The organism is Streptomyces sp. W1SF4, assembly GCF_003950035.1.
GTDB classification, from domain to species: domain Bacteria; phylum Actinomycetota; class Actinomycetes; order Streptomycetales; family Streptomycetaceae; genus Streptomyces; species Streptomyces racemochromogenes.
Window position 1 is genome coordinate 6,274,020 of sequence record NZ_CP034350.1, and the last position, 21,143, is coordinate 6,295,162.

Consider the following 21,143-nt stretch of genomic DNA (forward strand, 5'->3'; position numbering starts at 1 on the left):
TGCCCGAGTCGATTCGTTACGCGCTGAATTGAGTGACCTGCGCCACGCTGTGGCCGCGCAACCGATCCGGCGTGGATCCGTCCGCCCTCCCGGGTCACTCCTTCTTGCGTGCCTCGATCAGGAAACGGGCGGTGTGCGCGACGAACGGACCCTCGCGCCCGATCCGTTCGTGGAGCTCGCGCAGCCGGTCACGGTACTGGCCGACCGTGAAGCCGGGAACCATCCAGATCACCTTCCTCAGGAAGTAGATCACGGCACCGATGTCGTGGAACTCCGTACGCAGCCGCTCGGAGCGCAGATCGGTGATCTCCAGCCCCGCCCGGGCGGCGTCGGCGACCGCGTCGTCGGGGTGGCGGGCCCGCCGGACCTCCTCCGGCTGCGGGCCGAGGAAGTACTCGACGAGCTCGAAGACGCTCGCCGGACCCACCTGCTGCGACAGGTAGGTGCCACCGGGCGCCAGCACGCGCGCGATCTCGTCCCACCAGATCGTCACCGGGTGCCGGCTGGCGACCAGCTCGAAGGCCCCGTCCCCGAAGGGCAGCGGCGGCTCGTCGGCGTCGGCCACCACCACCGCGCCCAGCGGGTGCAGCAGCCGGGTGGCCCGCTCGACGTTCGGCGGCCAGGACTCGGTGGCGGCCATCAGGGGCGGCAGCGGGCCCGCTCCGGCGAGCACCTCGCCCCCGCCGGTCTGGATGTCCAGCGCCGAGCGGACGGTCGCCAGGCGCTCGCCCAGCAGCCGCTGGTAGCCCCAGGAGGGCCGCTGCTCGGTGGCCCGGCCGTCGAGCCAGGAGAAGTCCCAGCCGTCGACGGAGACGGACTCCGCCTCGGCGACGAGATGGTCGAAAGTGCGCGTCATGTCTCGATCGTCCCAGCTCGGGCCCCGGTCATCCACTGGATAAGTCGACTACAGTGGGACCCGGGCCGTGACTGGCGTTCGGGTGGATCACCACCGGGGAGCGGCCCGGCGTACGCCACGACGGTCCGTACGCCGTCTGCCGCGCGCCTGGGCGAACCGCGATCAGCGAACCGCGATCCGCAGCGACGTTCAGGAGACCCCGTGACGACCGCCCCCACCGCCACCGCCCAGCTCATGGACGGCACCGCCCTCGCCCGCCGCGTGTCCGAGCGGACCGCCGCCCTCGCGGCGAAGATCACCGAGCGCACCGGCACCGCCCCCTGCCTCGCCACCGTCCTCGTCGGCGAGGACCCCGCTTCCGTGACCTATGTCAAGATGAAGCAGAACCGCTGCGCCAAGGCCGGGATCACCTCCCGCCACGTGGAGCTGCCCGCCGGGACCACCACGGAGGAGCTCGTCGCTGCGATCACCGCCCTCTCCGAGGACCCGGAGATCAGCGGCATCCTGCTCCAGCACCCCGTCCCGCACCACATCGACGAGCGCGCCGCCTTCGAGGCCATCGCCCCCGGCAAGGACGTCGACGGCGTGACCATGCACTCCTTCGCCGCCATGGGCTTCGGCCTGCCCGGCTTCGTCTCCTGCACCCCCGGCGGCATCATGCGCCTGCTGGAGGAGTACGACGTGGACCTCACCGGCAAGCACGCCGTCGTCGTCGGCCGCAGCGCGATCCTGGGCAAGCCCGCCGGGATGCTGCTGCTCGAGAAGAACGCCACCGTCACCTACTGCCACTCCCGCACCCAGGACCTGCCCTCGATCGTGCGCCAGGCGGACGTCCTGGTCGCCGCCGTCGGCAAGGCCGAGTTCATCCGGGGCGAGGACATCAAGCCCGGCGCGGTCGTCCTGGACGCCGGCTACAACGAGGGCAACGTCGGCGACGTCCACTTCGAGTCGGCCGCCGCCCGCGCCTCCCTCATCACCCCGGTGCCCGGCGGCGTCGGCCCGATGACCATCGCGGTCCTGCTGGAGCAGACCGTGCAGGCCGCAGCGGCCCAGGCCGGGCTGGACCTCGCGGAGCTCTGAGGCGATCATCTTGTGGCGCGGCCCCGCGTGACGGCCGCGCCACAAGCTGGGGGGACTCGGATGGACCTGTTCACACCGCTCGACCTGCCGGGAGGCACCACCCTTCCCAACCGTCTCGCCAAGGCCGCCATGGAGGAGAGCTTCGCCGCCCAGCCCGGCCAGCTCCCCGACGAGCGCATGGAGCGGCTGTACGCCCGCTGGGCGCGCGGCGGCGCGGGACTGGTCATCACCGGCAACGTGATGGTCGACCGGCGCGCCCTGACCTCCCCGGGCACCGTCGTCCTCGACGAGCACTCCCCGCTGGAGCCCTTCCGCCGCTGGGCGGCCGCCGCGGCCTCCGGCGACGCCCGGGTCTGGATGCAGATCAACCACCCCGGCCGCCAGGTCGGCTCCGACATGCCCGGCACCGCCTGGGCCCCCTCCGCCGTCCCCATCAGCCTCGGCAGGCACACCAAGCGCTTCGCCCACCCCACCGCCATGACCGAGGCCGACATCGAGGCGACGATCGCCCGCTTCGCGCTCACCGCGGGCCGCGCCGAGGAAGCGGGCTTCCACGGCGTGCAGGTCCACGCCGCGCACGGCTACCTGCTCAGCCAGTTCCTCTCCCCGCTCGTCAACCGGCGCACCGACCGCTGGGGCGGCAGCCTCGACAACCGCGTACGGATGCTCACCGACACCGTCGCCGCCGTCCGGGCCCGGGTCTCGCCCGGCTTCGCCCTCGGCGTGAAGCTGAACGCCGCCGACTTCCAGCGCGGGGGCTTCGACAGCGAGGAGGCCGCCGAGGTCATCACGGCCCTCGACGGCCTCGGCGTGGACCTGGTCGAACTGTCCGGCGGCACCGTCGAGAGCCCCGCCAGCATGGGCCACACCACCGACCAGCGGACCCTGGAGCGGGAGGCCTACTTCCTGTCCCTCGCGGAGCGCCTGCTGGAGACCGCGACCGTGCCCCTGATGCTGACCGGCGGCATCACCCGCCGGGCCACCGCCGAGAAGGCCCTGGCCCGCGGCGTCGCCGTGGTCGGCATGGCCTCCGCCCTGGCCCTGCGCCCCGACCTGCCCGAGCGCTGGCGCGCCGGCGAGGACGTACGGGTGGACGTGCCCCGGCTCGGCTGGCGGGACCGGAGTCTGGCGGCCGCGGGCACGCTGGCCCTCGTACGCTTCCAGCTGGACCGGCTCGCCCAGGGCCGGGAACCCCGCAGCCGCGTCTCACCGCGCTGGATCTTCACCGCCGACAGCCTCCGGCACCGCCGCAGGGTCCGCGCGTACGGCGCCTGGCTCGCCCGCGAACCGTCCGCAGGCTCCCCCGGGACGGCCTAAGCCCCCCGGCCGACGGGGAGGCCGCGCCGGGCCGCGTCCACGATCGGCGAGCCGCGGAACTCCCGGGCGAGCGCGGTCAGCGGCTGCCCGTCGAGGCGGTACGGGGCGGGTTCCGCGGAGCCCGGGTCCGGGGCGCCCGGGCGTTCGGCGGCGGCCCGCGCCCGGCAGGCGGCGGCGAGCATGGCCGCGTCCGCCACCACGGCCGCGCCCGCCTCGGTCAGGCCCTGGCGGCGGGCGGCCCCGTACGCGGCCGTCCGCACGGCCGGGTCGAACCAGCTCGCCAGGGCCAGCAGCCCGTCGTCGATCACCGACTCGCGGTGGATCAGCCGGATCCCGACCGGCGACCACCACGTCAGCGGCACCGTCGCCACGCCGGCGCGGGCGAACCCGCGCAGGGCCTTCCACAGCGGGCGCAGCCGCCGGTACTGGCTGAAGTCCCGCCAGGCCGCCGAACCGCCGACCATCGGGACGATGAACCCGGCGCCCACCAGCAGGGCCGCCGCCGAGGCGAGCGGCGGGGCCACGTACGTGGACAGGCCGTCCCAGTCGCGGCCCGCCCAGCGGGCTCCCACCGCCGCCCACTTCGCGACCAGGTACCCCAGGTCCAGCAGCCCGCCCAGGGTCAGCAGCGCCAGCCCGGTCCGCAGCGGCCGCAGCGCGGGATCGACGCGCAGCATCCACTTCAGCGAGAGCAGGCTCAGCGCGGCGCTGCCGACCGTGTGCGCCAGCAGGTAGGAGACGATCATCTCGCGCAGCCACGGCGTGTTCGCGTAGTACGTGTCCAGGTCCCGCAGCCGCTCCACGCGCGCGTCCCCGAGCACGAAGAAGGCCACGATCAGCACGGTGACCGCGCCGAACACCGCCACCGTCACCCAGGTCGCCCGCCGCAGCGCCGCCGCCGGACCGCCCGCCCAGTGCAGGATCAGCACGATGGAGGCCCCCGAGAAGGCCGTCAGCACGCCGTACACCAGCGGGGCGGCGAAGTTGGCGACCCCGGTGAGCCGGTTGACCGCCGCCAGGGACGGCGGGGGCGCCAGGAAGGTGAGCAGGCAGCCGACCACCAGCAGCGCGCACACGGCCCGCATCAGCGGCTGGTCCCAGCCCCGCCGCAGGGCCGGCGCCTTGATCAGCAGGGCCAGCACCAGCACCGAACCCGCCACGTAGAGCGGCAGTCCGTCCTTCACCGCGCACGGCCGGGGGTCGGGGGAGGCAGGAGCGGGGCGCAGGTGGGGTGCATCGTGCGGTGCTTTCTGTCGGGGTGGTCAGCGGTTCCAGCCGAGGGAGGACTTGATGCGCTCGGTCCCGTCGGGGGCGGGCTCCTGCCGGGGCGGCGGCAGGAACGCCTTCAGGACCTTGCCGAGGTGCAGGCCGAAGGTCTCGGCCCGGATCTCGGCCGGATCCTCCCGGTCGGCACGGGCGGCCGCCTGACGGACCACCGAATCCAGCGCGGAGTCCCGCCGCAGCAGGTCTGCGAGGCTGCCGTGCGGGCCCGTCAGGCGGGCGGCCACCGCCATGCCGGGACCGTGGCCGTCGCAGGCGCCCTCCTCGATGTGCCACAGCTCGTGGCAGGCGATCACCAGCTGGTGCTCGGGCCGGGTGCGGGCCTCCACCACGACCAGGTCGCGCTCCTCCAGCTCCAGCCACAGCCCGCTGGCGGTCTCCGGCGGGAACGGGGCGAAGCGGAACTCCACCGGCCGCCCGCCGCGCCGGCGCCCGAACGCCGCGCACAGCCCCCCGATGATCGCCTCCGCCCCGGCCGGTGCCGTCAGCCGCGCCTCCGCCACCAGCTCGGCGCCGAGCTTCCGCATGGTCCGTGTGGTCCTCATGGCGCTTCCCCCTCGGCGGTAAGGTCCGGGCGCGCGGCCCGCGACTCGGGCCCGGCCCCGCCGGCACCACGGCGCGGCGGCCCCGGCCCCGCCGGGACCGGCTCGGGCGGCGGCCCGCACCGGAGGTTTCTCCGCGTCTCGACGGGGTGTTCGGGTCGGTGGCTCGGTGCGGTGAAGCCTAGCCGCCGGCCCCCGCCCCCGCCCACCGCATCCCCACACCGCCCGCCGCCCCCACCCCCCGGCACCGGCCATGACCCCGGAGGTAATCGACCCCGTGCGGGGGCGGCGGCAGAGTGGGGGCATCGGGTTCCGGGGCCGCGCACTCGGCTCCGGGACCCGGTCCCACCAGCACGAACGACCCCCGATGGAGGCTGAACCGTCATGTCCGCGACCCTGCTCGCCAGCATCGCCCGCACCACCGCCCCGCAGACCGTGCTGCGCCGCTTCCTCGCCCTCGACGCGGTGGTCACCGCCGGCAACGGCCTCGCCTACGCGGCCTTCTCCGCACCGCTCGGCCGGCTCCTCGGCGTCGGGCAGGCCGCCCTCTTCGAACTCGGCCTCTTCCTCACCGCCTTCGGCGCCGGAGTCGGCTGGCTGGCCTCGCGCCGGCGGCCGCCGGTCCTCCCGGTGAAGTTCGTCATCGAGGCCAACTACGCGTGGGCCGCCCTCAGCCTGGTCTCCCTCGCCGTCTGGTTCGAGCCGACCACGGCCGGCGCCGTGTGGATCCCGGCGCAGGCCCTCACCGTGGCCGGCTTCGCGCTCCTCCAGCAGCTGGCGCTGCGCACCGGCGGGGGATCAGGGGCCCAGTGAGCGCAGGTACTTCACCGTCGCCGGGTCGGCCGGGAGGAACGTCTCGATGGCCAGCTCGGCGACGGTCACGTCCATCGGCGTGTTGAAGGTCGCGATCGACGACACGAAGGACAGCAAGTGCCCGTCGTGCTCGATCACCAGCGGCAGCGCGATGTACGGGACCGGCTCGTCCGGTCCGGCGTCGCCGGGGCGCTCCGGCACCGGGTAGGCCGACACCTCCTCGTACAGCGCGCGCAGCGGCGCGGAGCGGGCCAGGGCGATCTGACGCTCCATCTGCGCCAGCAGGTGCCCGCGCCACTCCCTGAGGTTGCGGATCCGCGGGGCGAGGCCCTGCGGGTGCAGGGTGATCCGCATCGCGTTCAGCGGCGGCGTCAGCAGGTGCTCGGGCAGCCCGTCCAGCAGCATCCCGATGCCCGCGTTGGCGGCCACCACGTCGTACACCGCGTCCACGACCAGCGCCGGGTAGGGCTCGTAGCCGGTCAGCAGCCGCCGCATACCCTCGCGCAGCGTCTCCATGGCCGGGTCGTCCAGCGCGGTGTGCGCGTAGTGCGGGGCGTAACCCGCCGCGAGGAGCAGCGCGTTGCGCTCCCGCACCGGTACGTCGAGCCGGTCGGCGAGCCGCAGCACCATCTCCTCGCTCGGCCGGGACCGGCCCGTCTCGATGAAGCTGATGTGGCGGGACGAGGAGTCGGCGCGGCCCGCCAGTTCCAGCTGGCTGATCCCGCGCCGCTCCCGCCAGGTCCGGAGCAGGGCGCCGACCGTGGGCGCCGAGGGGGTCGAAGGGGTCATGGCCACGACGGTAGTCGAGCCGATCGTCCCCGATCAGCCCAGGTCGAAGACGTTCCGCAGGCCGAGACGGTAGCGCCACAGGTCGTGCCGCTTCGCCGCCTCCAGCTCCGCGGGCCGGTGGCGCGGGATGACGGCGCACCGCGCCGCCCCCGAACCGTCACGGTCCAGCAGGGCGTTGACGGCCGCGCGGGCCGAGGCGTTCGCGCCCTCCATCGTCGCGAGGTCGATGTCGACGGCCACGTAGTCCCCGCTGAGGAAGAAGTTGGGGACGCGGGTGCCCGCGCTCGGCCGGTCGTGGAAGGTCCCGGTCGGGTGGATCAGCAACTCGTCCTGGTTGGTGGGCTGCGGGGTGCCCAGGCCGTCCACGCCCGGGTCCAGGAACCAGGAGTGCAGGGTGCGGTCGGCCAGCAGGGTCCGGCCGGTGTCGTTGAGCGAGGCCTTCAGCTGCGCCCACACCTCGCGCGCCACCTCCTCCCGGGTGCACTGCTTGGCCGTCTTCCCGTACAGGATCCCGGGCCTGTCCCACTCGGAGACGTCCACCGACAGGCAGTCCACGACCGTGCCGTCGCCGTAGTCGGCCGGGAAGTCCCGGGCCGGCCAGTGCTCGGCCTGCTGGATCGCCGTCAACGACCACGGCGAGTCGACGCAGTTGAGGTGCCCGTGCACGAGCGGGGCGCGCTCGGTCAGATAGAACTGGATGCCGGTCATCCAGTCGGTCCGCAGCCGGTCGCAGCGCCCCAGCATGGGGTCCGCGGCCCGCAGAGCCGGGCTCCAGGTGCGCCGGGCGTGCTCCACGGGCAGCGCGCTGACGTAGTGGGTGGCGGTGACGGTCCGCCGCGCCCCGTCCGGGTCCAGGACCGAGACCCCGCTCACCCGGCCGTCCCCGTACCGCACCTCCTGGACGGTCCAGCCGATCCTGAACTCCACGCCGAGGGACCGCAGGTGGCGTTCCCACGGGTCGATCCACGCCTCGTTGGTCGGCAGGTTCAGGATCCGGTCCGGCGGGCCGTCCGCCCCCTGGCCGAGCGCGTTGCAGACGAAGGCCTCCCCGAGGGTGCCGACCGTACGGGTCGAGGCCTCCTCGGCCTTGGTGGCCACGATGTTGCGGGTGATGCCCACGGCCAGGATGCGCTGGTACTCGGTGGACATCCGCGCGGCCCGGGTGAACTCCCACCAGGGGGTGCGCTCCCACACCTCGTCGCGGCGCTCGTCGCAGCTGGTGAGGAAGACCAGCACCCGGTTGACGAAGTACGCGGTCTCGTGCGCGGGCAGCCGGACCAGGGACTCCAGCATCCCGGTCAGGGCCCGCCGCAGCTCCTCCGGGGTCAGCCCGCCGGCGGAGTGGCCGGGCCAGGGGATGGGGGCGCGCAGGTCCTCGCGGCCGCCGGCCCGGGCGAACATCATCTCGGGCGGGGCCACCAGGTTGTCCCACACGCCGTTCGCGTTGCCGGGGAAGGGGATGCGGCGCATCGTGTCCGGGAGATTGTGGTAGATCCCGGGGATGAAGCGGAAGCCGTGCTCGGCCGGCAGCGGTCTGCGGCCGCCCCGGGCGCTGCCGGGTACGTCCATGCTGCGGGCCTTGCCGCCCAGCGCGCGGCGTTCGTACACGGTGACGGCGTAGCCGCGTTCCGCGAGCTCGTGCGCGGCCGTCAGCCCGGCGACCCCGCCGCCCAGGACGGCGACGGAGCGTCCCGCCGCGGCCGCCGCGGGGCCCGCGGCGGCGGCGGGCGCCGCGAGGGCGCCCAGGGCCGGGAAGGTGCCCGCGGCGGCCGCCGCGCCCGCGATGAACGCGCGCCTGGAGCTTCCCGGGGTCTCCGTGCCCGCCGTGCCGTCCGTGCCGCCGCTCCCGCCCGCCGTGCCGTCCGTGCCGTTGCCGTCGCCCGTAGCGGCCATGCCCCGCCTCCTTGTTACCGGTGGTAATGCTCGGTCCGGCGCTGGAGCATAGGGCGGGCGGCCAAGGCCCGGAAGCGCCGCGAAGCACCCGGGCGCACTATGGCGGGAAAGGTTCACCACGGCGCGCGCCGTGGAAAACTGACAGCACATCACGGGACCACGGGCACGACCACGGGGAAGGAGACAGCGGATGCCGAGCGACCCGCTTTCGCAGAAGGAGATCGAGGACCGGCTCCGGGAACTCCCCGGCTGGGCCTTCGAGGACGACCGCATCGAGCGCACGTACCGCGTGGACACCCACCGGGCCGCCAGCGCCCTCGTCTCCCACATCTGCGTGGTCCAGGACGAGCTGAACCACCACTCCGAGCTCACCCTCGGCTACAACACCGTCCGCCTCTCGGTGAACAGCCACGACGCGGGCGGCGTCGTCACCGAGAAGGACTTCGCACTCGCCGAACGCGTCGAGACCCTGGCCCCCGCCCACGGCGCGGCCTGACCCGCCCGCGCCGGCGGGCGCCTCAGACGGGCTCCAGCCGCCACCACTGGGAGGGCGAGTCGGTGTCCTCGCCCTGCCGGACCCGGCCCTCGCCGTCGGCCTCCAGCGGCAGCCCGCTGATGCACGCCACCAGCGACACCACCCCCGGATCGTCCAGGTGCCGCTCCACCAGCCACTCCTGGGCGCCGAAGGCGTTGGCCCGCCACACCTGCACCCGGGCCCCGCTCTCGGTCGAGGCGTTCGCCACGTCCAGGCGCCGCCCGTTGTCCTCGCTCACCACGTGGAAGACCCCGCCCCCGCTGTGCACGGCGGAAACCCGCCACCGCCGGGCCGCCGCCGGAGCGGGCGGCCCGTCGGGGCCGACCCGCACCCGGGAAGCGCCCTCCAGCTGGAGCACGAGCCCGCTGTCCACGTTCCGGATCCGGTACGTACCGTCCTCGAAGCCCATTCGCGGCTCAGATGTCGAAGACGGCCGGATCCGGCCCGATCCGGTGCCCGCCCGCGCCCAGCGCGTCCAGCGCCGCCAGGTCCTCGGCGTCCAGCTCGAAGCCGAACACGTCCAGGTTCTCGCGGATCCGGGACGGGGTCACCGACTTCGGGATCACCACGTTGCCCAGCTGGAGGTGCCAGCGCAGCACCACCTGCGCGGCGCTGCGGCCGTGCTTGGCGGCGACCGACACCACCGCCGGCAGCCCGAGCAGCTCCTTGCCCTGGCCCAGCGGCGACCACGCCTCGGTGACGATGCCCAGCGAGGAGTGCAGGGCGCGCATCCCGGCCTGCGGGAACAGCGGGTGCAGCTCGATCTGGTTCACCGCCGGCACCAGCGGGCTCACCTCGCGCAGCCGCTCCAGGTCCTCCGGACGGAAGTTCGACACCCCCACCGCCCGCGCCCGGCCGCTCGCCGCGATCTCCTCGAACGTCTTCCAGATGGTCAGGAAGTCGTCGCGCATCGGACGCGGCCAGTGGATCAGGTACAGGTCCACATGGTCCAGGCGCAGCTTGCCGAGCGACTCGTCGAAGGCGCGCAGCGTCTCCTCGCGCCCCCACCGCTGCTTGGAGCCGTTCCACAGCTTGGTGGTGACGAACAGCTCCTCGCGCGGGATCCCGGAGGCGGCGAGCGCCTTGCCGGTACCGCGCTCGTTGCCGTAGACCGCGGCCGTGTCGACACTGCGGTAGCCGGCCTCCAGCGCCGTCGAGACGGCCTTCTCCGCCTCGGAGTCCGGTACTTGCCAGACGCCGTAGCCGAGCTGGGGCATGGACGTGCCGTTGTTGAGCGGGACGGCGGGCACCTGGTTCACGTCTGGTCGTTCCCTCGGGTTCGGTGGAGCGGTACGGCCGCGCCGCGGAGTGCGGCGCACGGGGGCGGCAACCGGCCTCCCGCCCACCCTATTCCCGCCACCCGTCCGCTCCGCTCAGGGCGCGGGACCGACGGGGAGGACCGGGCCGGTGGACGGTGTACGCGGCCGGCGCCCACCCGCCCCTACGCCGGCCCCAGGTACGCCTCCCGCACGCGCCGGTCCGCGCGGACCTCGGCGGGGGTGCCCTCGGCGAGGACGGAGCCCAGGTCCAGGACGACGACCCGGGTGCAGAGGTCCATCACGAAGGCCACGTCGTGCTCCACCAGCAGCACCGCGCAGCCCTCCGCCGCCAGCCGCCGCACCACCCCCGCGAGCTGCGCCCGCTCCGGCGCCGACATCCCCGACGCGGGCTCGTCGAGCAGCAGCACCCCCGGCGGGTCCGCCACCGCGCGGGCCAGTTCCACCATCCGGGCCTGCCCGACCGGCAGCCCGCCCGCGTACGAGGACCCGAGCGAGCCGATCCCGCAGTCCGCCAGCACCCGCCCGCCCCGCCCCCGCCGCGCCCGCTCCCGGGCCCGGCGGGCGGGCAGGGCCAGCAGGTCGGCGGCCGGCCCGCCCCCGCCGCCCCGCCACTCCTGCGCCACCAGCACGTTGTCGGCCACGCTCAACTGCCCGAACAGCTGCTGCCGCTGGAAGGTGCGGCGCATCCCGTGCCGGGCCCGCCACACGGGGGAGCGGCGGGTGATGTCCGCCCCGTCGAGCAGGATCCGCCCCCGGTCGGGGCGCCGGATCCCCGACAGCACGTCGAACAGGGTGGTCTTCCCGGCCCCGTTCGGCCCGATCAGCCCGCACACCTCCCCGGCCCGGATCCCGATGTCCACCCCGGCGAGGGCCCGGACCCCGCCGAAGCTCACGCCGATCCCGCTCGCGCGGAGCACGTCGCTCATGGCGCCATCCCCAGGTAGGCATCGGTCAGCCGGTCCTGTTCCACCTCGGCCCGCGGGCCGCACCACGCGACCCGGCCCCGTGCGAGGTAGGCCACCGTGTCGGCGATCCCGAGGACCTCGGCGGCCTTCTCCTCCACCAGCAGCAGGGCGGTGCCGGCGTCGCGGAGCTCGGTCAGCAGCGCGAACACCTCCTCCACGACGCGCGGCGCGAGGCCGAGCGAGGGCTCGTCCGCGATCAGCACCGCCGGCGGGCGCTGGAGCAGCGGGGCGAGCGCGAGCATCTGCTGCTCCCCGCCCGAAAGGGCCCCGGCGGCGACGGCGCGCCGCTCGCGCAGCCGGGGGAACCGGCCGTACACGGCGTCCCGTTCGGCGGGGTCCTCCAGGTACAGGGCCAGGTTCTCCTCGATGGTGAGCGCGGGGAAGATCCCACGGCCCTCGGGGACGAGCAGCACCCCGGCGCGCGAGCGCCGTACGGGCCCCTCGCGGGTGGTGTCCCGCCCGGCCAGGGCGACCGTCCCGCCCGTGGCCGGCAGCAGCCCGGCCGCGACCCGGCAGGCGGTGCTCTTCCCGGCGCCGTTGGGCCCGAGCAGGGCCAGGATCTCCCCGCGCCGGACGGTGAGGTCCACCCCGTGCAGCACGCTCCCGCCGTCGTACCCGGCGGTGACCCCGCGCAGCTCCAGGGCAACGGGCACGCCACCCCCGCCCACCGCCGAAGCCCCCACCGCCGAAGCCCCCGCCCCCGGACCCCCGCTGCCGGTCCCGGCGGCGTCCGGCCGGCTGCCGGGCGCCGGGGAAGGGAACGGACCGGGGGCACCCCCGGCTGCGGCCCGCGCGGCCGCGACCGGCCCCCCGGCTCCGCCGTCCGCGGCCGGGGGCGCCTCCGGGGCCGCCGCGGCCCCGGAGGCGCCGGCCCGGGTGTGCCCGGCCCCGTCGCTGCCCTCGCCGGCGGGGCCGGCCGGCCTGGCTCCCTCGTGCCCGGCCGGGGCGGCCTCGGCGGCCGCGGCGCCGGCCAGGGCCGGGGCGGCCGCCGGCCGGGTTCCCTTCCGCCCGGCCAGGGCACGGGCTCGGCGGGCCGGGATCGATGCGCAGTAGCCGTCCGGGTCGTTGGCCAGGGCCAGGCCGGCCAGGCCGAACAGGATCACCGGCAGGTGGGCCGACTCCGTCACGTAGTCCGACAGCAGCCGCGGGGCCACCGCGAACACCAGCCCCGCCACCACCGCGTACGGCGCCCGCCGCACCCCCGCCGCGACCACCACCGCCAGCCACACCAGCCCCGTCATGGCGGTGAAGTCCGTGGCCGTGATCCGGGTGTTGTACGAGGCGTACAGCACGCCCCCGAAGCCGGCCAGCCCCGCCGACAGGGTGAACAGCAGCAGCTTCGTCCGCAGCACGGACACCCCGCAGGCCATCGCCGCCGCCGGCGCCGAGCGCACCGCCAGCATCGCCCGCCCCGACGGGGAGTTCCGCAGCGCGCCCAGGGCGGCCGCCACCAGCGAGACCAGCACCACCAGGGCCACCCCGAACGCCCGGTCGTCGGTCAGGTCCACCGGCCCGAACACCGGGCGCGGCACCGCCCAGCCCGCGTCCCCGCCGCGCAGCCACCGCATCTGGAACAGCACCTGGTCGGCGAGGAACGCCAGCGCCAGGGTGGCCAGCGCCAGCGAGCGCCCGCCCAGGCGCAGCGCGGGCAGCGCCACCAGCGCCCCCAGCGCGGCCGCCACGCAGGTACCCACCGCCAGTGCCGCCGCGAAGGGCCAGCCCCGGCTCATCAGCAGCCCCGCCACCAGTGCGGCCCCGGTGACGAAGGTGGCCTGTGCGAGCGAGACCATCGCGCCGAGCCCGGTCACCACCGTGAAGGACATGAACACCAGCCCGATGGCCAGCCCCTGCGCCAGCAGCCCGCTCCAGAACGGGGTGGTGACGGTGTAGAACGCCGTACCCAGCAGGACGGCGCCCGCCGCCCACACCCCCCACCGGCGGCCCCAGGGGGCCCCGGCCAGGTGGTCGGGCGGCGGCGTTTCCACGGCCGTCACCCCGGCGGTGCGGGCCCGCCGGGTCAGCACCAGCAGTCCGCCGAACAGGATCAGGAACGGCACCGCCGTGCGGAACCCGGTGATGCCCTCGGCGAAGGAGGCGTACCCGGCGACGAGGTTCTGCACCACCCCGAGCCCCAGCCCGCCCGCGAAGGCCAGCGGCACGGAGGCGAACCGGCCGATCACGGCGGCCGTCGCCGACACGAACAGGAACAGGGTGAAGTCGTGCGCGGACAGCCCCAGCAGCGGGGTGGCCAGCACGCCGGCGAGCCCGGCCAGCGCGGAGGCGATCATCCACGCGACCGACGACAGCCGGTCGGCGCTGATCCCCCGCAGCTCGGTCAGCGGGCGGTTGTCGACGGCGGCCCGCAGCCGCAGCCCCAGCCGGGTGTGCCGCAGCAGTACCCACAGGGCGGCGGCCACCACCGCCGTCACCACCCAGGTGATCAGCTGGTCGGAGTCCACGCCGACGCCGTCCGCGAGCCGCCAGGACCGGGCGGGGCTCGGCCCGACGCCGGGCAGCCCGAACTGGTTCTCGGCGGGCTTCAGCGGCAGGCCCGCCTCCCTCAGGACGTCCACGGCCCAGAGTCCCGCCGCCGGCAGCGCCACCAGCAGGCCGATGGTCGCCACGATCTGGGCGGTCTCCCCGGTCCGCGCGAGCCGGCGGAACATCAGCCGGTCCAGCCCCCACCCGAGACCGGGCGCGAGGAGGCACACCACCAGCAGGGCGGCCGGGACGGCCGGCCAGCCCAGGCCGGAGTGCAGCTCGTAGAAGGTGAGCGCGCACAGGTAGGCGGTGGCCCCGTGCGCGAAGTTGAACAGCCCGGACGCCGAGTACGACAGCACCAGCCCGGTGGCGAGCAGTGCGTACAGGGCGCCGGAGACCAGGCCGCTCAGTACGAAGACCAGCAGGTCGCCCATGCCGCCGCCCTACGTGAAGGGGATCGGCTCGTGGCACTCGAACGGCACGGAGACCTCGTACCGGCCGCCCTTGAGCTGGACGAGCGCCCCGCAGCCGAAGCTGTCCTTCTGGCCCTTGGGCTCGGCGCGGTCGCCGACGAGGGTGCCGGTGTCGGAGAAGCTCTGGGCGGCGTTCTGGAAGTGGGTGGTGGTGAGGTCCTTCCCGGCCTTCTGGGCGATGGCGAGGAAGAGGTCGGCCGACATGTACCCGGTGAGCATGTGCATGTTCAGCGGTACTTCCTGTCCGCCCGAGGCGGCCTTGATGTCGGCCTTGAACTGCCTCATCTTCGGGCTGTCCGACTCGAAGGGCTCGAACTGGAGCAGGACGTGCACCCCTTCGAGGGCCTGCCGGGTGGCGTCCTTGGCGAGCAGCCCCGGGTCGTAGTCGGTGGGGTCGGAGATCACGCCCTTGTAGCCGGCGCGCTTGAGGGCGGTGAAGAGGCCGATGTTGTTCGGGGTCTGCATGACCGAGACGACGGCGTCCGGCGCCTTGCCGCCGGCGCTCTCCATGATCTCCTTGACGTACGCGCTCCAGTCGCTGGGCACGGCCGTCGCGGGCACCAAGGCCTTGGCGTAGGGGACGGTGAAGCCGGCCGCGGCGAAGCCCTGCTGGAAGGTGCGGATGCCGAACTTGCCGGCGTCGCTGTCGTTGGCGATGACCGCCACCGACCTGCCCTCGGCCCCGCCGAGGACCTTGGCGATGCCCTCGGGCCAGGTCTGGTTGAGGGTGCCGCCGGGGGAGGGGACCAGGCAGCCGTTGAAGCCGTAGATGTACTTGGGGCCGCAGAAGGAGGGCAGGGTGCCCCAGCCGAAGGTGGGGACCTTCTCCTGCTCCAGGAAGTCGGCGCCGGAGAAGGTCACCGAGCTCATCGGGGCGACGGCGAAGACCTTGTCCTGCTGTACGAGTTTGCGGGCCGCGGCCAGGTTCTTCCCGGGGTCCTGCCCGTCGTCCTCCGCGCCGACGTAGTCGATGGTGCGGCCGTGGACGCCGCCCTCCGCGTTGGCCCTGAGGTAGCGGGCCTTCGCCCCGAGGTCGGTGTCCTTCTTGCTGTAGCCGCTGGCGCTGGTCATCGACACGATCCCGCCGACCTTGATGCTCTTGTCGGTGACCCCGCGCTGGATCCCGGGCGCGCCCCCGGAGCTCCCCGGCGTCGTCCGGTCGGAAGGGGCGGCTGAATTGCAGGCGGAGACGAGTGCGAGTACGGCCGCCGAGGCGGCCAGGGCCCGGATGGGTCGCGACATGGGTGGGATCCCCTCCGTAGGAATCCCCGCATTCTGTGCGTGACCTGACGCACCGTCAATATTTTTGGCGGGCACGAATGACGGTCCGTCAGGTCACGTAGGCCTACACGGGACCGACACCCCTACGACGGATACAGGCCCGCGACCTCCCGCTCGTACGCCTTCTCGATCGCCCGCCGCTTCAGCTTCAGCGACGGCGTCAACAGCCCCCGCTCCTCGGTGAACTGCTCCGCCAGCACCCGGAAGGCGCGGATCCCCTCGGCCTGCGACACCAGCGTGTTCGCCGCCACCACCGCCCGCCGCACCTCCGCCGTCAGGTCGGGGTCCCCCGCCACCTGCTCGGCCGTCCGCTGCGGCAGCTTCCGCATGGACAGCCAGTGCGCCACCCCCTCCATGTCCAAGGTCACCAACGCCGCGACGAACGGCCGGTCATTGCCCACCAGCACGCACTGCGACACCAGCGGATGCGACCGCACCCGCTCCTCCAGCGCCGCCGGGGCCACGCTCTTGCCGTTGGAGGTCACCAGGATCTCCTTCTTGCGCCCCGTGATGACCAGGTAGCCGTCCTCGTCCAGCCGGCCCAGGTCCCCCGTCGCCAGCCAGCCGCCGCGCAGCACCTCCTGCGTGGACCGCGGATCCCCCAGATAGCCCGAGAAGACGTGGCCGCCGTGCAGCCACACCTCCCCGTCGTCGGCGATGTGCACCGTCGTGCCCGGGATCGGCGGGCCCACCGTCCCGTACTTGACCGCCCCCGGCGGATTCGCCGTCGCCGCCGCACAGGACTCCGTCAGCCCGTACCCCTCGAACACCGTGATCCCGGCACCGTCGAAGAACAGCCCCAGCCGCCGCGACATCGCCGACCCGCCCGACATCGCGTACCGCAGCCGGCCGCCCAGCGCCTCGCGGACCTTGCCGTACACCAGCTTCTCGAAGAGCTGGTGCTCCACCCGCAGCGCAGCCGTTGGCCCCGGACCGCTCCCGAACGCCTTCTGCTCACGCGCCTCCGCGTACCGCACCGCCGCCTCCACCGCCCGGTCGAACGGCCCCCGGCGGCCGTCCGCCTCCGCGGCACGCCGCGCCGCCGCGAAGATCTTCTCGAAGACGTACGGCACCCCCAGCACGAACGTCGGCCTGAACGCCGCCATGTCGGGCAGGAGTTCGGCGGCGGCCACCGCCGGCTGGTGTCCCAGCTTCACCCCCGCCCGCACCGCCGCCACCTCCACCATCCGCCCGAACACGTGCGCCAGCGGCAGGAACAGCAGCGTCGACGGCTGCTCCCCGCCCGGCCCCGCCCGGAAGACCGCCTCCCAGCGCGCCACCAGCGTGTCGGCCTCGTACATGAAGTTGGCGTGGGTGAGCACGCACCCCTTGGGCCGGCCCGTGGTCCCCGAGGTGTAGATGACGGTCGCCACGGCGTCCGGGGTCACCGCCCCGCGGTGCCGGTGCACCACGTCCTCGGCCACCCCCCGCCCCGCCGCCACCAGCTCCTCCACCGCCCCCGCGTCGAGCTGCCACAGCAGGCGCAGCCCCGGCAGCCGCTCGATCACGGAGCCGACCGTCATCGCCTGGTCCTCGTTCTCCACCAGACAGCCCGTGCAGGCCGAGTCGTACAGGATCCAGTGCACCTGATCCGCCGACGACGTCGGGTACACCGGGACGGGCTGCGCGCCGATCGCCCACAGCGCGAAGTCGAACAGCGTCCACTCGTAGCGCGTACGGGACATCACGGCGACCCGGTCCCCGAACCGCACCCCCTGCGCCAGCAGCCCCTTGGCGAGCGCGAGCACCTCCCCGGCCAGCTGACGGGCGGTCACGTCCCGCCAGACCCCGTCCGCCTTCCGCCCGAGCACCACGTGCTCCGGATCCTGCCCGGCGCGCAGGAACACGGTGTCGGCCAGGCCTCCGACCGGCGCGCCGGTGACCAGGGGTGGGACGGTGAACTCGCGCACGTTCCGCTCCTCTGCGTGCAGGGCGCCGCGACGCTACCTCACCCGCACCCGTGCCCGGCACCCCCAAGGAAACCTCCACAAGATCCCCCCGCCCCCACACCCCCCACGACCTGCGACGCAGCCCCCGCACGGCGTGCCCACGGGGGTGCGAACCCCAGGGCGGGGAGGGTGACGCGGCGCTGCCGGGAACGGGATCCCCCCAACCCCGCCCCCTACGCCGGCCGGCTCAGGCGGTCGCCGCCCGCCAGGACGGCGGCTGCCAGGGCCTCCGACGCCGGGGTGGGGCGGCGGCCCTGGAGCAGGGCGAACTCCACCGGCCCCAGCTCCGGAAGGCCGCCCACCCGTACCAGCCCCGGCGGGATCAGCCCCCGGGTGTGGGCCATCACCCCGAGCCCCGCGCGGGCCGCCGCGACCAGGCCGCTCAGGCTGCCGCTCGTACAGGCGATCCGCCACGCCCTGCCGTTCCGCTCCAGCACCTCCAGGGCCCGCGCCCGGGTGATCCCCGGCGGCGGGAACACGATCAGCGGCACCGGACGCTCCGGGTCCACCCGAAGCCCCTCCGCGCCGATCCACACCATCCGGTCCCGCCACACCAGCCGGCCCCGCTCGTCGCCCGGCCCGCGCCGCTTGGCCAGCACCAGGTCCAGGCGCCCCGCGTCCAGCCGCTCGTGCAGCGTGCCCGACAGCTCCACCGACAGCTCCAGGTCCACCTCGGGGTGCTCGTGCCGGAACCCCTCCAGGATCTCCGGCAGCCGCGTCAGCACGAAGTCCTCCGACGCCCCGAACCGCAGCCGCCCCCGCAGCCGGGTCCCCGTGAAGAAGGCCGCCGCCCGCTCGTGCGCCTCCAGGATGGTCCGCGCGAAGCCCAGCAGCGCCTCGCCGTCCTCCGTCAGCCCGACGCTGTGCGTGTCCCGCACGAACAGCGGACGTCCCGTGGCCTCCTCCAGCCGCCGTACGTGCTGGCTGACGGTGGACTGCCGCACCCCGAGCCGGGCCGCCGCCTGCGTGAAGCTCAGCGTCTGGGCCACCGTGAGGAAGGTGCGCAGCTGGACCGGGTCGTACATGCCCCCAGCCTAAGCCCGGGTCATCGCGTTCCGTGATGGCAGTCAGTGCGGTGTGCGTGTTTCCCGATGACCGCCGACCCGCGACGATGGTCCTACCCCCTCGCACCCCTCCCCCCCCGTACGACAGCAAGCGAGCCCCCATGCGACGCCCCCGCCTTCCCGCCCGGCTGCCCCTGGACCCGTACGTACTGGCCCTGCTCGCCACCGTGGGACTCGCCGGGCTGCTCCCCGCCACGGGTGCCGGCGCCACCGTCGCCGAGGGGGCCGCCGGCGCCGCCGTGGCCCTGCTGTTCTTCCTCTACGGGGCCCGGCTGTCCACCCGGGAGGCCCTCGACGGGCTGCGCCACTGGCGGCTCCACCTCACCGTCCTGGCCTGCACCTTCGTCCTCTTCCCGGTGCTGGGCCTGGCGGCCCGCCTCCTGGTGCCCGGACTGCTCACCCAGCCCCTCTACAGCGGCCTGCTCTTCCTCTGCCTGGTCCCCTCGACGATCCAGTCCTCGATCGCCTTCACCTCCATCGCCCGGGGCAACGTCCCCGCCGCGATCTGCGCCGGCTCCTTCTCCTCCCTCGCCGGCATCCTCCTCACCCCGCTGCTCGCCGCCGCCCTCCTCGGCAACGACGCCGGCGGCTTCTCCCTCGACTCCCTGCTCAAGATCGTCCTCCAGCTGCTGCTGCCCTTCCTCCTCGGCCAGGGGCTGCGCCGCTGGGTCGGCGGGTTCCTGACCCGCAACAGGAAGGTGCTCGGCTACGTCGACCGGGGCTCGATCCTGCTCGTCGTCTACGCGGCCTTCAGCGCGGGCGTGGCCGCCGGGGTCTGGCACCAGGTCAGCCTCCCGCGCCTGGGCGCCCTGATGGCGGTGGAGGCCGTACTCCTCGCCGTCATGCTCCTCGCCACCTGGTACGGGTCCGCGCGCCTCGGCTTCGGCCGTGCGGACCGCGTCGCCATCCAGTTCGCGGGGTCGAAGAAGAGCCTGGCCGCCGGACTCCCGATGGCCAGCGTCCTGTTCGGGGCCCAGGCCTCCCTGGCGGTGCTGCCGTTGATGCTGTTCCACCAGATGCAGCTGATGGTCTGCGCGGTCCTGGCCCGCCGCCGCGCGCGGGACCCCGAGGCGGTGCTCCAGGACCAACTCGACGCCCGCCGTGTGGTGGAGGTCTCGCCCGCGGTCCAACCCCCCGCCGCGCAGGGCCGGTAACGTGCGGCGGTGACCTGGATACGCCCGCTCGCCGCCAGCGCCCCGCGCCCCTGCACCCTCGTCGTCTGCCGGGGCTGCTGCTGCGGGGACCCCCGCAAGAACCCCGGCTCCGACCACGCCGGCCAGCTCGCCCGGCTGCGGGAGGCCGCCGCCGCCTCCGGGGGGCGCCTCGCGGTCCGTACGAGCGACTGCCTCGGGCCCTGCGCGCAGGCCAACGTGATCGTGGTCCAGCCCACCACCGAGGCCCGCCGGCGCGGAGCCAGGGCGGTCTGGTTCGGCTGGGCCCTGGACGACACCGCGACGGACGAGATCATCGCCTGGGCCGAATCCGGCGGCCCCGGCACCACCCCGCTGCCCGCCACCCTCGACCTGCACCGCATCGACCCCCCGGAGCCGAAGCAGCCCACGGCCTCCCGGCGCGGCGGCCGCCGCCGCCAGGGTCCCTAAGCCGTCGGGGACCCGTCACCCGGCAGGATGATCCGCTGCTCGCCCGCGTACACGTTCATGTTCGCGCCGCGCAGGAAGCCGACCAGGGTCAGGCCCGACTCCAGGGCCAGGTCCACCGCCAGGGAGGACGGTGCCGAGACCGCCGCCAGCACCGGGATGCCGGCCATGACCGCCTTCTGCGCCAGCTCGAAGGAGGCCCGTCCCGACACCAGCAGCACCGAGCCGGCCAGCGGCAGCCGGCCCGCCTGGAGGGCCCGTCCGACGATCTTGTCCACGGCGTTGTGCCGGCCCACGTCCTCCCGTACGTCGAGCAGCTCGCCCTCCGCCGAGAACAGCGCGGCCGCGTGCAGCCCGCCCGTGCGGTCGAAGACCTTCTGCGCCGCGCGCAGCCGGTCCGGCAGCTCGGTGAGGAGCTCCGCGCGGACCCGTACCGGGTCGGCGGCGAGGCCGGGGAAACGGGTCGCCGTACGGACCGCGTCCAGGCTGGCCTTCCCGCACAGCCCGCAGGAGGAGGTGGTGTAGACGTTCCGCTCCAGCGTGATGTCCGGGACGGGAACCGAGGGGGCCAGCTGGACGTTGACCACGTTGTAGGTGTTGGAACCGTCCTCGGTGGCGCCCTCGCAGTACGTCACGGCCTGGACGTCCGAGGTGCGCGCCAGGACGCCCTCGCTGACCAGGAAGCCCGCCGCCAGCGCGAAGTCGTCCCCCGGGGTGCGCATCGTGATGGCCAGCGGCTTGCCGTTCAGCCGTATCTCCAGCGGCTCCTCCGTGACCAGGGTGTCGGGCCGGACTCCGGCCGCTCCGCCCCGGATGCGTACGACGCGGCGCCGTTCGGTGACCCGTCCCATCGTGATCAGCCCACCTGTTCCGTCCTCGCGTACACCTGACGGGGACATTCTCCCGGATCCGCCGCCGCGACCGGTTCCGGCAGGAAGTTGCTCGG

Annotated in this window: 19 protein-coding genes and 1 riboswitch; of the genes, 6 read left to right on the plus strand and 13 right to left on the minus strand. The window is 74.5% G+C overall.

What is annotated here, in order from left to right; genetic code table 11:
- Nucleotides 1-94: 94 nt before the first annotated feature.
- The gene (locus tag D1J60_RS29200) at nucleotides 95-856 is read right to left on the minus strand and encodes a methyltransferase domain-containing protein (RefSeq protein WP_125823112.1); all 762 of its coding nucleotides are present in this window, start codon (nucleotides 854-856) and stop codon (nucleotides 95-97) included.
- A 57-nt stretch (nucleotides 857-913) separates the two neighbouring features.
- Nucleotides 914-1,016: riboswitch (ZMP/ZTP riboswitch) on the plus strand.
- Between the two features lie 74 nt (nucleotides 1,017-1,090).
- Here D1J60_RS29200 and D1J60_RS29205 point away from each other — a divergent pair.
- Together D1J60_RS29205 and D1J60_RS29210 are read left to right on the plus strand one after the other, a co-directional pair.
- The gene (locus tag D1J60_RS29205) at nucleotides 1,091-1,936 is read left to right on the plus strand and encodes a bifunctional 5,10-methylenetetrahydrofolate dehydrogenase/5,10-methenyltetrahydrofolate cyclohydrolase (RefSeq protein ID WP_125824245.1); all 846 of its coding nucleotides are present in this window, start codon (nucleotides 1,091-1,093) and stop codon (nucleotides 1,934-1,936) included.
- A gap of 60 nt (nucleotides 1,937-1,996) precedes the next feature.
- Entirely contained in the window at nucleotides 1,997-3,253 is a 1,257-nt protein-coding gene (locus tag D1J60_RS29210) for an NADH:flavin oxidoreductase/NADH oxidase family protein (RefSeq protein WP_125823113.1), read from the plus strand.
- Here the strand turns inward: D1J60_RS29210 and D1J60_RS29215 are convergent.
- Nucleotides 3,250-4,437 carry an MAB_1171c family putative transporter gene (locus D1J60_RS29215; protein WP_125823114.1) on the minus strand — a complete coding sequence of 396 codons (1,188 nt, stop codon included), beginning with the start codon at nucleotides 4,435-4,437 and terminating at the stop codon, nucleotides 3,250-3,252. The genes D1J60_RS29210 and D1J60_RS29215 overlap by 4 nt on opposite strands.
- A 78-nt stretch (nucleotides 4,438-4,515) precedes the next feature.
- Nucleotides 4,516-5,079: a toxin-antitoxin system, toxin component gene (locus D1J60_RS29220; RefSeq protein WP_125823115.1), complete on the minus strand. Its 564-nt coding sequence runs from the start codon at nucleotides 5,077-5,079 to the stop codon at nucleotides 4,516-4,518.
- 381 nt (nucleotides 5,080-5,460) lie between these two features.
- On the opposite strand from D1J60_RS29220, the gene D1J60_RS29225 reads away from it, so the two are divergent.
- Entirely contained in the window at nucleotides 5,461-5,889 is a 429-nt protein-coding gene (locus tag D1J60_RS29225) for a hypothetical protein (RefSeq protein ID WP_125823116.1), read from the plus strand.
- Here the strand turns inward: D1J60_RS29225 and D1J60_RS29230 are convergent.
- Together D1J60_RS29230 and D1J60_RS29235 are read right to left on the minus strand one after the other, a co-directional pair.
- Nucleotides 5,875-6,678: a helix-turn-helix transcriptional regulator gene (locus tag D1J60_RS29230; RefSeq protein ID WP_125823117.1), complete on the minus strand. Its 804-nt coding sequence runs from the start codon at nucleotides 6,676-6,678 to the stop codon at nucleotides 5,875-5,877. The genes D1J60_RS29225 and D1J60_RS29230 overlap by 15 nt on opposite strands.
- A 33-nt stretch (nucleotides 6,679-6,711) precedes the next feature.
- Nucleotides 6,712-8,571: an FAD-dependent oxidoreductase gene (locus D1J60_RS29235; RefSeq protein ID WP_241253434.1), complete on the minus strand. Its 1,860-nt coding sequence runs from the start codon at nucleotides 8,569-8,571 to the stop codon at nucleotides 6,712-6,714.
- 190 nt (nucleotides 8,572-8,761) lie between these two features.
- Between D1J60_RS29235 and D1J60_RS29240 the strand changes: the two genes are divergently transcribed.
- On the plus strand, nucleotides 8,762-9,067 hold the full coding sequence (locus D1J60_RS29240; protein ID WP_125819435.1) for a 4a-hydroxytetrahydrobiopterin dehydratase: 306 nt from the start codon (nucleotides 8,762-8,764) through the stop codon (nucleotides 9,065-9,067).
- A gap of 22 nt (nucleotides 9,068-9,089) precedes the next feature.
- Here D1J60_RS29240 and D1J60_RS29245 read toward each other — a convergent pair whose 3' ends face one another.
- From D1J60_RS29245 to D1J60_RS29275, 7 genes are all read right to left on the minus strand, one after another.
- Nucleotides 9,090-9,515: an RICIN domain-containing protein gene (locus tag D1J60_RS29245; RefSeq protein WP_125604083.1), complete on the minus strand. Its 426-nt coding sequence runs from the start codon at nucleotides 9,513-9,515 to the stop codon at nucleotides 9,090-9,092.
- 7 nt (nucleotides 9,516-9,522) lie between these two features.
- Nucleotides 9,523-10,365: an aldo/keto reductase gene (locus D1J60_RS29250; RefSeq protein WP_185899743.1), complete on the minus strand. Its 843-nt coding sequence runs from the start codon at nucleotides 10,363-10,365 to the stop codon at nucleotides 9,523-9,525.
- 182 nt (nucleotides 10,366-10,547) lie between these two features.
- Nucleotides 10,548-11,312, minus strand: a complete 765-nt coding sequence (locus D1J60_RS29255; RefSeq protein WP_125823118.1) for an ABC transporter ATP-binding protein — start codon at nucleotides 11,310-11,312, stop codon at nucleotides 10,548-10,550.
- The gene (locus tag D1J60_RS29260) at nucleotides 11,309-14,266 is read right to left on the minus strand and encodes an ATP-binding cassette domain-containing protein (RefSeq protein WP_125823119.1); all 2,958 of its coding nucleotides are present in this window, start codon (nucleotides 14,264-14,266) and stop codon (nucleotides 11,309-11,311) included. Before D1J60_RS29260 ends, D1J60_RS29255 begins: the two co-directional genes overlap by 4 nt.
- 9 nt (nucleotides 14,267-14,275) lie before the next feature.
- On the minus strand, nucleotides 14,276-15,547 hold the full coding sequence (locus D1J60_RS29265; protein WP_125823120.1) for an ABC transporter substrate-binding protein: 1,272 nt from the start codon (nucleotides 15,545-15,547) through the stop codon (nucleotides 14,276-14,278).
- A gap of 122 nt (nucleotides 15,548-15,669) precedes the next feature.
- A complete protein-coding gene (locus D1J60_RS29270; RefSeq protein WP_125823121.1) occupies nucleotides 15,670-17,496 on the minus strand; it encodes an AMP-dependent synthetase/ligase in 1,827 nt (608 codons plus the stop codon).
- Between the two features lie 212 nt (nucleotides 17,497-17,708).
- A complete protein-coding gene (locus tag D1J60_RS29275; RefSeq protein ID WP_125604038.1) occupies nucleotides 17,709-18,560 on the minus strand; it encodes a LysR substrate-binding domain-containing protein in 852 nt (283 codons plus the stop codon).
- Nucleotides 18,561-18,700: 140 nt separating this feature from the next.
- Here D1J60_RS29275 and D1J60_RS29280 point away from each other — a divergent pair, with 140 nt between their 5' ends.
- Complete coding sequence (locus tag D1J60_RS29280) at nucleotides 18,701-19,753, plus strand: bile acid:sodium symporter family protein (RefSeq protein WP_125823122.1); 1,053 nt, start codon at nucleotides 18,701-18,703, stop codon at nucleotides 19,751-19,753.
- Between the two features lie 9 nt (nucleotides 19,754-19,762).
- Nucleotides 19,763-20,200 carry a (2Fe-2S) ferredoxin domain-containing protein gene (locus D1J60_RS29285; protein WP_125823123.1) on the plus strand — a complete coding sequence of 146 codons (438 nt, stop codon included), beginning with the start codon at nucleotides 19,763-19,765 and terminating at the stop codon, nucleotides 20,198-20,200.
- Here D1J60_RS29285 and fdhD read toward each other — a convergent pair.
- Nucleotides 20,197-21,048: a formate dehydrogenase accessory sulfurtransferase FdhD gene (fdhD, locus tag D1J60_RS29290; RefSeq protein WP_125823124.1), complete on the minus strand. Its 852-nt coding sequence runs from the start codon at nucleotides 21,046-21,048 to the stop codon at nucleotides 20,197-20,199. The two genes, D1J60_RS29285 and fdhD, sit on opposite strands and share 4 nt — an antisense overlap.
- Between the last annotated feature and the right edge of the window lie 95 nt (nucleotides 21,049-21,143).